At 71.4% G+C, this 14,523-nt stretch carries 15 protein-coding genes; 8 read left to right on the plus strand and 7 right to left on the minus strand.

All coding sequences use genetic code 11. From position 1 onward, the window contains the following. Window positions 1-23: 23 nt before the first annotated feature. Genes BMW88_RS41625 through BMW88_RS02930 form a run of 5 tightly spaced genes read right to left on the minus strand, consistent with a single transcriptional unit; the run spans window position 24 to window position 3,730 of the window. Window positions 24-803: a hypothetical protein gene (locus BMW88_RS41625; RefSeq protein WP_089948804.1), complete on the minus strand. Its 780-nt coding sequence runs from the start codon at window positions 801-803 to the stop codon at window positions 24-26. Between the two features lie 28 nt (window positions 804-831). Then, on the minus strand, window positions 832-1,683 hold the full coding sequence (purU, locus tag BMW88_RS02915; protein ID WP_245777529.1) for a formyltetrahydrofolate deformylase: 852 nt from the start codon (window positions 1,681-1,683) through the stop codon (window positions 832-834). A gap of 37 nt (window positions 1,684-1,720) precedes the next feature. Further along, entirely contained in the window at window positions 1,721-2,446 is a 726-nt protein-coding gene (locus BMW88_RS02920) for a maleylpyruvate isomerase N-terminal domain-containing protein (RefSeq protein WP_245777530.1), read from the minus strand. A 10-nt stretch (window positions 2,447-2,456) separates the two neighbouring features. Further along, window positions 2,457-3,263 carry an SAM-dependent methyltransferase gene (locus BMW88_RS02925; protein ID WP_089948807.1) on the minus strand — a complete coding sequence of 269 codons (807 nt, stop codon included), beginning with the start codon at window positions 3,261-3,263 and terminating at the stop codon, window positions 2,457-2,459. Beyond that, window positions 3,242-3,730, minus strand: coding sequence for a DUF2505 domain-containing protein (locus BMW88_RS02930; RefSeq protein ID WP_177220922.1), 489 nt, complete (start codon window positions 3,728-3,730; stop codon window positions 3,242-3,244). Before BMW88_RS02930 ends, BMW88_RS02925 begins: the two co-directional genes overlap by 22 nt. On the opposite strand from BMW88_RS02930, the gene BMW88_RS02935 reads away from it, so the two are divergent. Then, a complete protein-coding gene (locus BMW88_RS02935; RefSeq protein WP_245777531.1) occupies window positions 3,729-4,829 on the plus strand; it encodes a UDP-N-acetylmuramate dehydrogenase in 1,101 nt (366 codons plus the stop codon). The two genes, BMW88_RS02930 and BMW88_RS02935, sit on opposite strands and share 2 nt — an antisense overlap. Before the next feature lie 76 nt (window positions 4,830-4,905). Beyond that, complete coding sequence (locus BMW88_RS02940) at window positions 4,906-5,919, plus strand: chymotrypsin family serine protease (RefSeq protein WP_089948812.1); 1,014 nt, start codon at window positions 4,906-4,908, stop codon at window positions 5,917-5,919. Here BMW88_RS02940 and BMW88_RS02945 read toward each other — a convergent pair. Continuing rightward, the gene (locus tag BMW88_RS02945) at window positions 5,873-6,604 is read right to left on the minus strand and encodes an SDR family oxidoreductase (protein WP_089948814.1); all 732 of its coding nucleotides are present in this window, start codon (window positions 6,602-6,604) and stop codon (window positions 5,873-5,875) included. The two genes, BMW88_RS02940 and BMW88_RS02945, sit on opposite strands and share 47 nt — an antisense overlap. Window positions 6,605-6,697: 93 nt before the next feature. On the opposite strand from BMW88_RS02945, the gene BMW88_RS02950 reads away from it, so the two are divergent. From BMW88_RS02950 to BMW88_RS02975, 6 genes are all read left to right on the plus strand, one after another. Further along, window positions 6,698-7,837, plus strand: coding sequence for a L,D-transpeptidase (locus BMW88_RS02950; RefSeq protein ID WP_089948815.1), 1,140 nt, complete (start codon window positions 6,698-6,700; stop codon window positions 7,835-7,837). A 112-nt stretch (window positions 7,838-7,949) separates the two neighbouring features. After that, window positions 7,950-8,729 (plus strand): alpha/beta fold hydrolase, encoded by a 780-nt coding sequence (locus tag BMW88_RS02955; RefSeq protein WP_245777532.1) that lies wholly within the window; start codon window positions 7,950-7,952, stop codon window positions 8,727-8,729. Further along, window positions 8,726-9,973 (plus strand): D-inositol-3-phosphate glycosyltransferase, encoded by a 1,248-nt coding sequence (mshA, locus tag BMW88_RS02960; RefSeq protein WP_089948819.1) that lies wholly within the window; start codon window positions 8,726-8,728, stop codon window positions 9,971-9,973. The genes BMW88_RS02955 and mshA overlap by 4 nt, the downstream gene beginning before the upstream one ends. Continuing rightward, window positions 9,970-10,458, plus strand: coding sequence for a type III secretion system chaperone family protein (locus BMW88_RS02965; protein ID WP_089948821.1), 489 nt, complete (start codon window positions 9,970-9,972; stop codon window positions 10,456-10,458). The genes mshA and BMW88_RS02965 overlap by 4 nt, the downstream gene beginning before the upstream one ends. A 50-nt stretch (window positions 10,459-10,508) precedes the next feature. Continuing rightward, entirely contained in the window at window positions 10,509-11,333 is an 825-nt protein-coding gene (locus BMW88_RS02970) for a DUF4349 domain-containing protein (protein WP_177220923.1), read from the plus strand. Window positions 11,334-11,731: 398 nt separating this feature from the next. After that, complete coding sequence (locus tag BMW88_RS02975) at window positions 11,732-13,297, plus strand: AMP-binding protein (protein ID WP_089948824.1); 1,566 nt, start codon at window positions 11,732-11,734, stop codon at window positions 13,295-13,297. A 218-nt stretch (window positions 13,298-13,515) separates the two neighbouring features. Here the strand turns inward: BMW88_RS02975 and BMW88_RS02980 are convergent, their stop codons facing one another. After that, entirely contained in the window at window positions 13,516-14,412 is an 897-nt protein-coding gene (locus BMW88_RS02980) for an aminoglycoside phosphotransferase family protein (protein ID WP_089948826.1), read from the minus strand. Window positions 14,413-14,523: the final 111 nt, after the last annotated feature.

The raw sequence follows: 14,523 nt of genomic DNA on the forward strand, positions 1-14,523 counted from the left end.
ATCCGCGGATGACCGGCGGGAACTCAGGGCCGCGGCGTCCACACCAGGACGTCCAGCGCCAGCACATCGCCTGGGACCACGTTGGCCAGGTGCACACGGGCGATCGACTTGCCGTTCGTCTTCACGCAGAAGGTGGCGCCGGTCGTGACCTCCTCGTACCTCGCGACGTGGTCGTAGCCCGCGGTGATGCAGTCCTCCAGGGTCGCGTCGGCCTTGACCGGCGCGAGGTCCTTCGAGGCCCAGAGGTACGAACCGTCGTACTTGAGGTCGTGCTTGGACGCGTCCGGCGAAGACGTCCTCGCCGCACCCCAGTCCAGCGCCTTCGAGTCGAGGTCGACCCCGTAGCCGTCCGTGAGCTGGATCGGTTTGTCCTTGCTCGTCCGCTGGATGCCGGGTGCGTCTTCCGACGGTGCCGCCGCGGTGGTGGTGGCGGTGGTGGTCGATGAGCTGGTGCCCGTGGTGCCCGTGGTGCCAGTGGTGCCAGTGGTGCCAGTGGTGCCGGTGGTGGAGGTGGTCGTGTCCGACGCTCGGGCGGTGGTGGCCGTCAAGGCCCTGGTGGTGACGGCCGTGACCGTCGCCGTGCCCGCGATGATCCCGGCGACCGCCAGGACGACCACCTTGTCGACCGGCTTGCCGATCTTCGCGGCCACCAGGCCGACGCCGATCAGCAGCGTGACGACACCGATCACCAGCGCCGCCGTCGACGCCGATCCGGACAGCACCGCAAGCACCGCCGACACGTCGGCGGCGAGGCTGATGGGCAGCAGCCACCGCCACCCGTGCCCGCTCTCGTTCTCCGTCATCCGCGCATCCCCCCGGAGCCCGGGTGAGTCAGAAGATCACCGTCTGGTTGCCGTGCACCAGCACCCGGTCCTCCAGGTGCCACCGCAGCCCGCGCGCCAGCACGACCTTCTCGATGTCCCGGCCCTTGCGCACCATGTCCGCCACGGAGTCGCCGTGGTGCACGCGCAGCACGTCCTGCTCGATGATCGGCCCGGCGTCCAGGTCCGCCGTCACGTAGTGGCACGTCGCGCCGACCAGCTTCACGCCCCGCCGGTGCGCCTGGTGGTAGGGGCGGGCGCCGATGAACGACGGCAGGAAGCTGTGGTGGATGTTGATCGTGCGGCCGGACCAGGCCGCGCACAGCTCCGGCGGCAGGATCTGCATGAAGCGGGCCAGGACGACGGCGTGCGGGTCGTGGTCCTCCACCAGGGCGCGCAGCCGGCCGAACGCCGCCTGCTTGCCCTCCGGGTCGTTCGACGGGAACGGCACGTGGTGGAACGGGATGCCGTGGGCGCGGGTGATGTCGCCGAGCTCGGGGTGGTTGCCGATGACGGCGGACACCTCGACGTCGAGCTCGCCGGTCGCCACGCGGGCCAGCAGGTCGTAGAGGCAGTGACCCTCCTTCGACACGAGGATCACCACCCGCTTGCGCGCGCCCGTGTCGGTCACCGTCCACGTCGACTGCGCGCCCAGCGAGTGCGCCACCTCGGCGAACCGGGTGCGCAGCTCGTCCACGCCGAAGGGCAGCGAGTCCGCGCGGACCTCCTGACGGGTGAAGAACCAGCCCGTCTCCGGGTCCGTGTGGTAGGCGGCCTCGACTATCCAGCCGCCGTTCTCCGCGAGGAACGACGAGATCCTCGCGATGATGCCGGTGCGGTCGGGACAGCCGAAGGTGATCACGTAGCGACGCTCGGGCGATGGCACGCCGCAGAAGTATTCACGGCGTGGGCAGCGCCGCCAACAGGGACTCCTCGCCGGTCACGATCGCGTGGTTCGGGCGGCCGTAGAGCGCCCGGTAGACCGCGTCGGCGGTGCCCGCGAGGGTGGCGTCCTCGTCGAAGGCCGCGTCCCGCACGCCGGTGACGACGAGCGGCTCGCCGGCGGTCAGCCGGAGCTCCCACGCGCGGCCCGCGTCGGCCGCGTGCACGAGCACCCGGCCCGTCGCGCCGACGACGCTGCCCAGCTCCAGCCGCCTGGGCACCAGGACGGTGAGGTACTCGTCGATGCCGTCCGCGGCGAACTCCGGGTCGAACACCAGCGACGGCAGCTCGTGGCCGGTGGCGAGCTCGGCGTCCAGGCGGTGGATCGAGGTCTCGTGCGCCTGCCTGCGCGCCCAGAAGCCGGCGAGCTGAGGCCCCTGGAACGTCCACGCGGGACGGTCCGCGGGAGTCTCGCGCAGCCGCGTGACGAGCAGCGACAGCCCGTTGTCCCACCAGGAGAGCAGCTCGTCGAAGTCCCGCGGGCCCTCCGGCCACTTCGGACGACCGGCCTCGGGTGCGGTGACGACGGCCTGCGCCGCCCACGTGTGCACCTCGGCCAGGTGCCGGACCAGGTCCAGCACCGTCCACTCGGGACAGGAGGGGACCGGGGCGTCCTGGCCCGCCTTCAGAGCGGCCGAACGCATCGACGAAGCCTGGGTCTCGAGCTGAGCGACGAAGTCCACGAGCTCCACCCTAGGGTGCGACGGCGGCCCAATCGAGCGTGATTTCCCCGAGCCGCCACCGCCGCCGGTCGTCGAGCACCGGCCAGCCGCGCCCGGCCAGCAACCGCGCCGACTCCACCCACCGCGCACGCGGCCCGAACGGCGCGAACGGGGCCGCGGTGGCCCAGCACGCGTCCAGCTCGGCCAGCAGCGCGTGCACCCGCTCGCCCGGCACGTTCTTGTGGATCAGGGCCTTGGGCAGCCGCTCGGCGATGTCGCCGGGCGTCTCGATCGCGGAGGGCTTGCACGCGAGCGTGAACGTCCGTGGTCCGTCGCCGTCCAGCGCCACCCACGTGCACCGGCGGCCGATCTCGTCGCACGTGCCCTCGACGACCAGCCCGCCGGGAGCCATGCGGGACAGCATCGTGTCCCACGCCTCGAACGCCTGCTCCTCGGTGTACTGGCGCAGCACGTTGAACGCGCGCAACAACACCGGGCGCGCGCCGGCCAGCTCGAAGCCACCGCGCCGGAAGTCGAGCAGCGGCGGGTCCGCCACGGCCTTGCCGGCGTCGACGCGCTCCTGGTCGATCTCCAGCCCGAGCACGCGCACGTCGGGGCGCACCGTGCGCAGCCGGGAGGCCATCTCGACGGTGGTGATGGGCGACGAGCCGTACCCGAGGTCGACCACCAGCGGATCGGCGGCCTCCGCCAGCAGCGACGACAGCGTGCCGGTCATCCACCGGTCGACCCTGCGCAGGCGGTTCGGGTTGGTCGTGCCCCGCGTCGGCAGGCCGAGCGCGCGGGCCCGGCCTGCCGCTAGCCGCGGTTTGCGAGCCATTCCGACGTGAACTCGCTCTCCTTGTCCAGCATGACCGCGACCTGCTCGGCGATCACCTTCTCGAGCTTGCCGCCCAGCAGCGGGATGCTGACCTTGACCTCGCCCGTGAGGGCGGTCCTGGACCCGGTGCCGTCGTCGGTGACGGTGAACGCGCCCTCCAGCCGGCCGGGCACGCCGTTGATCGTCACCTCGACCGTGCCGGCGCCCGCCGCCCAGTTCTCCACGCGCTGGACCACGAGGTCGCCGCCGAGCAGCGACCTGGCCACCGAGGGCAGGTGCTCCGCGGGCACACCCTGCTTGAGCTGGTACGACGTGGTGCCGTCGACGCTGGAGAACGTCACGAGCTCGGCGTCGGAGCCGCCGATCGCGGCCAACCGGTCCCGCAGGTGGGTCTCGTCGACCATCGCGCCGAAGACCTTCTCCGCCGAATGGGGTGACGTGGTGTGGTGCTCGATGCGGCGTGCCATGTCGCGGAGGCTACCGTTGACGTCCGTGACCACCACGCAGTCCGTACCTCTGGCCGAGCGCACCACGCTCCGACTCGGTGGACCGGCCGCGCGGTTCGTCCACGCCACCACCGCCGCCGAGTTGGTCGAAGCCGTGCGCACAGCCGACGCCGCCGGCGACGAGAAGGTCCTCGTGCTCGGTGGCGGGTCGAACCTCGTGATCTCGGACGGCGGCTTCGACGGCACGGTCGTGCACGTCGCCACCAAGGGTTTCCGGCTCGACCCGCTGGGCGGCGGCATCGTCCAGTTCACCGTCGAGGCGGGCGAGGAGTGGGACGCGGTCGTCGCCGAGGCGGTCGCGCAGGGCCTCGGCGGCCTGGAGTGCCTGTCGGGCATCCCCGGCCTCAACGGCGCCACGCCGGTGCAGAACGTCGGCGCGTACGGCGTCGAGATCTCCCAGGTGCTGCAGTCGGTCGACCTGCTCGACCGGCGCAGCGGCAAGGTGCACCAGGTGCCCGCCGCCAAGCTCGGCCTCGCCTACCGCACCAGCGTGTTGAAGAACACGGACAGCGCCGTCGTGCTGCGCACCAGGTTCTCGCTCACCGCCGGCGGCATGTCCGCGCCGATCCGCTACGCCGAGCTGGCGCGGGTTCTCGGGGTGGCGCAAGGTGATCGCGTGCTCGCGGACGAGGCCCGCAAGGCCGTGCTGGAGCTGCGCCGCGGCAAGGGCATGGTGCTCGACGCCACCGACCACGACACGTGGAGCGCCGGCTCGTTCTTCACCAACCCGATCGTCGACGACTCGACGTTCAGCGGCGTGCTGATCCGCGTCGCCGAACGCCTCGGCACCGACGTCGACGTGCCGGCCTACCCGGCGGGCCACGGCCGCAGGAAGCTCTCCGCCGCGTGGCTGATCGAGCGCGCCGGGTTCCGCAAGGGGCACCAGGGGCCGGGCGGCCGGGTGTCGCTGTCCCACAAGCACACGCTGGCGCTCACCAACCGCGGCGGCGCCTCCACGGAGGACCTGCTGGGGCTGGCGCGCGAGGTGCGCGACGGCGTGCGCTCGGCCTTCGGCGTAGAGCTGCACCCGGAGCCCGTCTTCGTAGGCGTTCAGCTGTAGGGCTGTTCGAGTGACTCTATGTGACCAACCGCTACCTGGCGTGTTTCATTGAGGTAGTAGGGATGCGGAGGTCGCTATGAGCTACCTCGACGAGAACGCGCGCGAGCTCATCAGGCCCGTCAAGCGCATGGTCGAAGACGAGTTCCTGACCAGGCCCGGCGTCATCGGTGTCGACATCGGCGAGAAGGTCACCGGCGGGCTGCCCACGGGCCGCGCCGCGATCGTGGTCTACGTGTGCGCCAAGGGACCCGACCACCCGCGGCAGATCCCGGTGGAGGTCGGGGGCGTGCCGACCGACGTGGTCGCCGAGTCGATCGTGCTGCACCGCGCCATGGTCACCCGCGCCACCGGCGAGCAGCCCGGCTCGGGGGAACGGCACGCGGTGCTGCGCGGCGGCATCGGCATCGGTCCCGCGCGGTCGTACCGGGTCGGGCCGCCGGAGGTGCCGAAGGCGGGCGAGTACGTGATCGCTGGCACCCTCGGCGCGTTCGCCGTCACCCGCGACGGGGCCGGGAAGGTGCTGGGGCTCACCACCTTCCACGTCGGCTGCGTCGACGACTCGTGGTCGGTGGGCGACGAGTTCGTGCACCCGTCCAGAGTGGACGGTGGAGTGACCGGCGCGGACGTGGTCGCGGTGCTGGACCGGGCGGCGCTGGCGGGGTCGGTGAGCGCGGCGGGGCTGAGGCTCGGCGACCGGCCGTGGCGCGCGGAGGTGGTCGACGTCGGCGCGGTCACCGGCGCGGCACCGGCCGAGGTCGGCTCCACGGTGCGCAAACGCGGCCGCACCACCGGGCTGACGTACGGCGTGGTCGCGTCGACGGACGCGACCGTCCGGCTCGACTTCGGCGACGGCATCGGCGTCCGGACGTTGCGCGACCAGATCCGCGTGCACTCGGCTGAGCACTTCGGCGACCACGGCGACAGCGGCGCGGTGCTGGTGGACGCGGACAACCGGGTCGTCGGCCTGTACGTGGCCGGGTCGGGCTCGACGGGGTTCGCGAACCCCATCGGGCCCGTCCTGCGTCAGCTCGACGTGGAGCTGCTCACTCCCGGTGTACCCGAGTCGCGGAGGCCTGGGCCCTCGGCTTGAGCACGATCTCGTCGACGTTCATGTGCGGCGGCCGGGTGACCGCGAACGCGATGACGTCCGCCACGTCGTCGGCGGTGAGCGGCGTGAGGCCTTGGTAGACCTTGGCCGCGCGCTCGGTGTCCCCGCCGAACCGGTTGGCGGAGAAGTCCGTCTCGACCATGCCCGGGAGGACCTCGGTGATCCGCACCGGCTCGCCGAGCAGTTCGCCGCGCAACGTCCGGTGCAACGCCGACTGCGCGTGCTTCGCGCTGGTGTAGCCGGAACCGTTGTCGTACGCCTCACGCGCCGCGACGGACGTCACGGACACGATGTGCCCGTTCCCCGACGCGATCAGCTTGGGGACGAACGCCTTGGTCACCAGCAGGGTGCCGAGGACGTTCGCCTCCCACATCCAGCGCCACTCCTCGGGGTTCCCCTCGGCGACGGTCGACAGCCCGCGGGCGCCACCGGCGTTGTTCACGAGGACGTCGGCGCGGGGTACCCGGTCGGCGAAGGCGGCGACGGAGGCCTCGTCCGTGACGTCCAACTCGATGGCCGTCCCCTCGATCTCCTTCGCGATAACGTGGAGGAGGTCCAGACGACGTGCGCCGAGCACGACGTGGAACCCTTCGGCGGCCAACCGCCGCGCGGTGGCCTCGCCGATGCCCGCGCTAGCTCCGGTCACTACTGCGACAGGTCGATTCACGATCCCGATCGTAGGCCGCCGAACGTCGTGTGACGGACGTCACTCGCACCACCCGGTCGGGTGAGACGTCCTGCTAGTTGGGAGGTCGAAACCGTGAAGAGAACACTGGCCGCGCTCCTCGCCGGGCTGACGCTGCTGGCCGGGTGCTCGAGTGTCGAGACGGGAACGCCGAAGTCGGACAGCTCGCTGCCGTCCGCGAAGGTCACCCTGTCCCCGGTCGACGGAACCAAGGACGTGCAGGTCACCACGCCGGTCCAGGTCACGGTGGTGGACGGCAAGATCGAGTCCGTCGCGCTGAAGTCGGCGGAGGGCAAAGAGGTCAAGGGCACGCTGACCGAGGACAGGTCAGGGTGGACCACGGCCGAGCCGCTGGGCTACGGCAAGGCGTACAGCTACTCCGGCAAGGTCGTCGGCTCCGACGGCAAGCCGGTCGAGCTCAAGGGCTCGTTCTCCACCGTCGCGCCCGGTTCGCAGACCCGCGCGACGCTCTGGCCCGGTGACAACCAGACCGTCGGCGTCGCGGCGCCGATCATGGTCAAGTTCGAGGCGCCGGTCCAGGACAAGGCGACCGTCGAGAAGGCCCTCAAGGTCACCAACTCGGCGAACGTGACCGGCTCGTGGGCGTGGCTGAACGCCCAGGAGGTGCACTACCGGCCGGAGAAGTACTGGCCCGCGAACACCAAGATCAAGGTGGAGGCCAAGCTCTACGGCGTGAACTACGGCGGCGGCGCGTTCGGCCGGGCCGACGTGACGAGTGAGTTCACCATCGGCCGCAACCAGGTCGTGAAGATCGACAACCCGACGCACCAGCTCGTGGTCCTGCGCGACGGCCAGCAGGTCGCCTCGTACCCGGCCTCCTTCGGCAAGGACGCCGACCCCGAGCTGACGACGCCGAACGGCACGTTCGTGGTCATGTCGAAGCACGACACGTTCTCGTTCGACAACCCGCGCTACGGCTACACCAACGTCGTGAAGAAGTGGGCCGTCCGGTTCTCCAACCACGGCGAGTTCATCCACGAGAACAACGACAACGCGGCCAACATCGGCAAGAACAACACCTCGCACGGCTGCGCGAACCTGCTGGAAGCCGACGCGAAGGCGTACTACGACTCCGCGCTGGTCGGCGACCCCGTCGAGGTGACGGGCTCCATCACCACGCTGCCGGCGCAGTTCGACTGGTACGACTGGCAGATCCCGTGGGACCAGTGGAAGGCCAAGTCCGCCATCAAGTAGCCCGCTCCCAGGGAACGCGGGGGCCCCGCGTTCCCCCATGGGAAACGCGGGGCCCCCGCGTTTCCGTCCGGGCAGCGGGAATGCGTGCCCCGACCGGGTCGTTTGCGCAGGTGTGCAGCTGACACACGTGACGGCGGCCGGTGGGGGACGACTGGCCGTCCGTGAGGCGGGCCCGCCCGGCGCGCCACCGGTGGTGCTCATCCACGGCTGGGCGCAGACGGGCGCCGTCTGGGGCCTGTCCGGCATCCACCTCCCCGGCTTCCGCACCTGCGCCGTCGACCTCCGCGGCCACGGCGAATCGGACGACTTCGGCGACTACCGCGACTCGGCGCGGTGGGCCGCGGACCTCGACGCCGTGCTCGCCCGCACCGGGCCCGCGACGGTCGTCGGGTGGTCCTACGGCGGGCTGGTGATCGCCGACTACCTCCGCTTCCACGGCACCGCGCGCATCACCGCGTTGGTGCTCGTGGGCGCGATCACCGAGATCGGCCGCGGCCGTCCAGGGGGCGAGATCGGGCCCGTCATGCGCGCCGCGCTGCCCGCCGCGATCACCGACGACGCCGCGCTGGCGGAGTTCTGCCGGGCGATGGCGCCCGCGCTGCCCGCGGGAACGGTCGGCGATCTCACAGCCTCGGCCGCCACCGTGAGCCATAGGGTGCGGGGTGAGCTGTTCCGCAGGGATGTGGGCAGCGCTGACGTGTTGACCGCCGTCGACGTGCCGACCCTGGTGGTGCACGGAACTCGAGACGAGGTGGTCGCCCCTGCCGCCGCCGAGTACTCCGCCGCCCTGATCCCCGGAGCCGAGTTGAGCCTGTACCCCGACACCGCGCACGCGCCGTTCCTGGAGCGGCCCGCCCGGTTCGCCGCAGACCTGAGGAGGGTGGCCGGATGAAGCGCGTGGCCGTGCTCTCCGTGCACACCTCGCCCCTGGAGCAGCCGGGGACCGGTGACGCGGGCGGGATGAACGTCTACATCGTGCAGACCGCCACCCGGATGGCGCGGCGCGGCGTCGAGGTGGAGATCTTCACCCGCGCGACGTCGTCCGAGCAGCCGCCGGTGGCCGAGCTGGCGCCGGGCGTGCGCGTCCGGCACGTCGCCGCCGGGCCGTTCGAGGGGCTGGGCAAGGAGGAGCTGCCGGGCCAGCTCTGCGCGTTCACGGCGGGCGTCCTGCGGGCCGAGGCCCGGCACGAGCCGGGCTACTACGACGCGATCCACTCGCACTACTGGCTGTCCGGGCAGGTCGGCTGGCTCGCGCGGGAGCGGTGGGGCGTGCCGCTCGTGCACACCGCCCACACGCTCGCCAAGGTGAAGAACCTGGCGCTCGCCGAGGGCGACGCGCCGGAGCCCAGGATGCGCGTGATCGGCGAGGAGCAGGTGGTCGCCGAGTCGGACCGGCTCGTCGCCAACACCGACATCGAGGCCGGTGAGCTGATCAAGCTCTACGACGCGGACGCGGCCAAGGTCGCCGTGGTGCCGCCGGGGGTGGACCTCGACAGGTTCACGCCCGGCGACCGCGACGAGGCACGCCACCGGCTCGGTCTGTCGCGGGACGCGGTCGTGCTGGCGTTCGTCGGCCGGATCCAGCCGTTGAAGGCTCCCGACGTGCTGCTGCGCGCCGCCGCGGAGATGCTGCTGCGCGATCCGGGACTGCGGTCGCGGCTCGTGGTGCTGGTCGTCGGCGGTCCGTCGGGCAGCGGCACGGAGCGGCCGAAGGCGCTGGAGGAGCTGGCGGGGCAGCTCGGCATCGCGGACGTCGTGCGGTTCCTGCCGCCGCAGCCGGGGCCCGCACTGGCCGCGGTCTACCGGGCAGCCGACCTGGTGGCGGTGCCGAGCCACAACGAGTCGTTCGGGCTGGTGGCGCTGGAGGCCCAGGCGTGCGGGACGCCGGTGGTCGCGGCGGCCGTCGGCGGGCTGCCCGTCGCGGTCAACGACGGGATCTCCGGGGTCCTCGTGCACGGGCACGAGCCGCGGGCGTGGGCCGAGGCGATCGGCGCCGTGGCGTTGCCGCAGCGGGAGCACCTGGCGAGCAACGCGGTGGGGCACGCGCGGCGCTTCTCCTGGGACCGCACGACTGACGCGCTGCTGGCGGGGTACCAAGAAGCGGCAGAGGTGTTCCGCCGGGAGGTTTTCGCTTGAACGGCTCGGGTGTCGACGACGTGGTCAAGGCGTTCCTGGACGAACGGGAGCTGAAGTACGACCGGCGCGAGCCGGGCAAGTTCTTCGTGACGCTGCTGGGCACCAAGAAGCTGCAGACCAACGTCTGGCTGGTGGAGACGGCGCACGCCCTGGTCGTCGAGGCGTTCGTGTGCCGGCGGCCGGACCAGTCGTTCGAGGACGTCTACCGGTTCCTGCTGCGGCGCAACGCGCGGCTCTACGGCGTGCACTACACGATCGACGCCGAGGGCGACATCTACCTGGTCGGACGGGTCGGCAAGCACGCCGTGACCCCCGACGAGCTGGACCGCGTGCTCGGACAGGTGCTGGAGGCGGCGGACGGCGACTTCAACCCGCTGCTCGAGATCGGGTTCGCCGACGCGATCCGCCGGGAGTGGGCGTGGCGGGTGTCGCGCGGCGAGTCGCTCGCGAACCTGGCGGCCTTCCAACATCTCGTTTCGGACTAGGCGGCAACCGCCCGCCGGTCGGGATCCGTCCGATGGGCATGGGCAAACCAGTGCTGTTGGTGGGAGTCGCGTTGCTGGCCCTCGTCGCCACGGGGTGCGGCAGCAACACGGGTGGGGGGACGTCGGCGAAGGACGCCGCCGCGCCACCGCAGGCGGCGCCGCAGCAGCAGGAGAACGCTCCTGCTGCCGTGCAGCCGGTGCAGCAGCAGGAACGGCAGTTGGTGCGCACGGCGACCGTCGACCTGCGCAGTGACGACGTGTTGAAGGCCATCGCTCAGGTGAAGGACCGGGCGCAGGCCGTCGGCGGGTTCGCCGGGCAGGAGAACTCGACCAGAACCGCCGGGTCGGTGACCGTGCGGGTGCCGTCGGCCGAGCTGGACCGGGTCGTCCGGGACCTCGTGGGTGTGGGGGAGATCACCCGCAGCGAGGTGCGCAGCGAGGACGTCACCGACCAGCTGGTCGACGTCGAGGCGCGGATCGCGACGCAGCGGGCCAGCGTCGAGCGGCTGCGCGTGCTGTTCGAGCGGGCCGCGACGACGGCTGAGATCGCGCAGGTCGAGTCGGAGCTCACCAAGCGGCAGAGCGAGCTCGAGTCGATGCAGCGGCGCAGCGAGTCGTTGAAGGGCAAGGTCGCGCTCGCGACGCTGACCGTGCAGGTGGCGACCAAGCCGGTCGCGCCGCCGGAACAGCGGGAGGCCGGGTTCCTCAGCGCGCTGGCGGGCGGCTGGAACGCGCTGCTCGCGGTGCTGGGCGGGCTGCTGATCGGGCTCGGAGCCGCCCTGCCGTTCCTGGTGGCGCTCGGGGTCCCGGCGGCGGTGGTGGTGTACCTGCTGCGGCGCCGGAAGCGCGTCACTCGGACGACGGAAGCAGCATGATCAGATCTACTGAGAGTGCGTCCTTCTGATGACGCGCGGAACGGCTCGGGAGAGAGGGGGAGTCGCATCGAGCCGTCCCGCGTCACAGGTCCCCGCTGCGTGGATCCGTGGACGGGGGGAGCCTCCGGATCCCAAGCGGGCCGCGCGATCCGACGGGGGAAGACGAACCGCGCATCTGCCTCGCGCTCGCCGGGTAAGCGTGGGAGCCGACTCGCGGAGGCGGTATCAACTTCCCAGATACATCCTTGCGATCACAAGTGCTTGTATTGCTCCATTCGAGTGTATTTAGTCGCACTCCGTAACGCTTCTGTAGCGATCAGGATGACCTTGACCTCCCCAGTGGGCTGGATCACGATGTGCCCAAGGCTGGGTGCACAGCGAGTGAATGAGGTCTCCGCATGGTTTTCCGCAGTCCGTACCCCGATGTCGAGATCCCCGACGTGTCGCTGCACCAGCTCTTGTTCGGTGACATCGCCGACCGGGCGGACCGGGTCGCGCTGATCGACGGCACGTCCGGCGCCTCGCTCACGTACGGGCAGCTCGCCGGGGCCGTCGACCGCCTGGCCGCCGCACTGGCCGCGCGCGGCATCGGCAAGGGCGACGTGGTCGGCATCCTCAGCCCGAACACGCCCTACTACGCCGTCGTCTTCCACGGCATCCTGCGCGCGGGCGCCACCGCGACCACGATCAACGCGCTCTACACGCCCGACGAGGTCGCGCACCAGCTGCACGACGCGGGCGCGAAGATGCTGTTCACGGTCTCCGTGCTGCTGCCGAACGCCGCGCCCGGCGCCGCGAAGGCCGGCGTCACCGACGTGGTGGTGCTGGACGGCGCCGAGGGCTACCCGTCGCTGCCGGAGCTGCTCGCGAACGAGCACCCGGTGCCGTCGGTCGAGATCGACCCGGCGCAGGACGTCGCGGTGCTGCCGTACTCGTCCGGCACGACCGCGCTGCCCAAGGGCGTGATGCTGACGCACCGCAACCTGGTCGCGAACATCGTGCAGTGCCAGCCGATCCTCAACGACGTCGGCTCGCACACCCGGATCCTCGCCGTGCTGCCGTTCTTCCACATCTACGGCATGCAGGTGCTGATGAACAACGGCCTGTACATCGGCGGTGTCGTCGTGACGATGCCGAGGTTCGAGCTGCCCGAGTTCCTCCGGGTCATCGCCGAGCACAAGACCGACCGCGTCTACATCGCCCCGCCGGTCGCCGTCGCCCTGGCCAAGCACCCGATCGTCGACAACTACGACCTCTCCCCGCTCAAGACCCTCTTCTCCGGCGCCGCGCCGCTCGACGAGGACCTCGCCGCCGCGGTGCGCAAGCGCATCGGCTGCCGCGTCGTCCAGGGCTACGGCATGACGGAGATGTCGCCGGTCAGCCACGCCATCCCGGACGGCCGCGACGACATCGCGGTCGGCACCGTGGGCGTGATCATCCCCAACCTCCAGTGCCGCCTGGTCGACCCGGCCACGGGCGAGGACGTGGGCGTGGGCGAGCGCGGCGAGCTGTGGTGCAAGGGCCCGAACGTCATGAAGGGCTACCTGAACAACCCCGAGGCCACCGCCGCCACCCTCGACGACGAGGGCTGGCTGCACACCGGCGACGTGGCGGTGATCGACGCCGACGGCATCGTCTCGATCGTCGACCGGGTCAAGGAACTGATCAAGTACAAGGGCTACCAGGTCCCGCCGGCCGAGCTGGAGGCCGTGCTGCTGACCCACGACGAGATCGCCGACGCGGCGGTCATCGGCGTGCGCGACGCCGACGGCGAGGAGGTCCCGAAGGCCTTCGTGGTGCGCCAGGCGGGGTCGGAGATCGACGAGGCCGCCGTGATGGCGTTCGTCGCCGCGAACGTGGCGCCGCACAAGAAGGTCCGCGTCGTGGAGTTCATCGAGGCGATCCCGAAGTCGGCCGCCGGCAAGATCCTGCGCAAGGACCTCAGGGCCCGCGAACAGGCCTGATCTCGAGGTCCGTGACCGTCGCTGTTCCGGTCTGAGCCGCGGGAACGCCGCTCAGACCGGTCCGGGCGGGTAGCCACCGCCTGCCGCCGACCCCGGGGTTCCGCCGTCGCGAGCCAGGTCGAGACGGCCGCGTGCCGGAGCGGCACGCGCAGCCGTCGACTCACACGACCTGGCAGCCGCCGCTTCCGCAGGCGCTGCGGGTGCCGGCAAGTGCCCGGTCAGACCTTCGTGTTCGCCCTTATCCGGTCCAGAACCAGGCGGCCCATGCGGTACATGGCCGGATTGGAGTCGATGTAGTACCAGATCGCGCCGAGGCATTGTTGGAAGGACCACGCCTTGCTGCGTTCCCATTCCAGGTCGTCGCAGTTCAGCTCCTCGCGGAAGATCTCCCGGGAACTGTCACCCAGCAGGTACCAGGCGGCCATGGCGTCCAGCGCGGGATCGGCCGGCGCGAAACCGCCGGTGTCCAGCACGCCCGTCAACCGGCCGTCGGCGACCAGGACGTTGAGCGGCTGCAGGTCACCGTGCGACATGACGTCCGCCGAGGTGCGGGGCAGCTCGCGGAAGTGGTCCCACAGGCGGCGGAGATGCGGGACGTCGAGCAGCCCTTCGCTCCTCACGAAGCATTCCTCGACCCACTCGTCGTGGTCGCGGAGGTCGCCGCCGCGGCCGTTGCCCTGGAACACCCGGCCGCCGGTGCCGGTGGCCCGCAGCGCGCTGACCAGGCCGGCGAGGTCGTGGGCGAAGGCCGGGGACCCCTCGAACTCGATCGGGGCGGTCGTCCCCGGCAGCCAGCTCTGCACCGCCCACGGCAGCGGGTAACCCTCCCCCGGCTCGCCGATCGCGATCGGCCGGGGCGCCGGAACCGGGCTGTGCCCGGCGAATCGCCGGGAGGCCGCGGCTTCGCGCTCCAGGACCGCGCGGGCCGCGTCGACCGCCCGGCGCCGGAGCGGGAACCGGGCCGCCACCTCGTCCCCGATTCGGAAGATCGCGTTCACGGTCCCGTCCGACGCGACCCGCCGGACCGGCGCGCCCGCCCAGCCGGGGAACTGGTCGGCGACCAGTTCCCGGACGACGTCCTCGCGAACGTCGATCTCGTCATCGTGCATCGCCATGCGTGGTGAGTTCCGATCGTGGTCAGCCCTGACGGCACTGGGCGGTTGTTTCCATGAGTACCGTGCCACGGCACCGGAAACCCCCGCCGTCGGCGGGGAAGTGCTTCAGCC

Origin of the sequence: Lentzea xinjiangensis, assembly GCF_900110955.1 — a bacterium.
Taxonomy (GTDB): domain Bacteria; phylum Actinomycetota; class Actinomycetes; order Mycobacteriales; family Pseudonocardiaceae; genus Lentzea; species Lentzea xinjiangensis.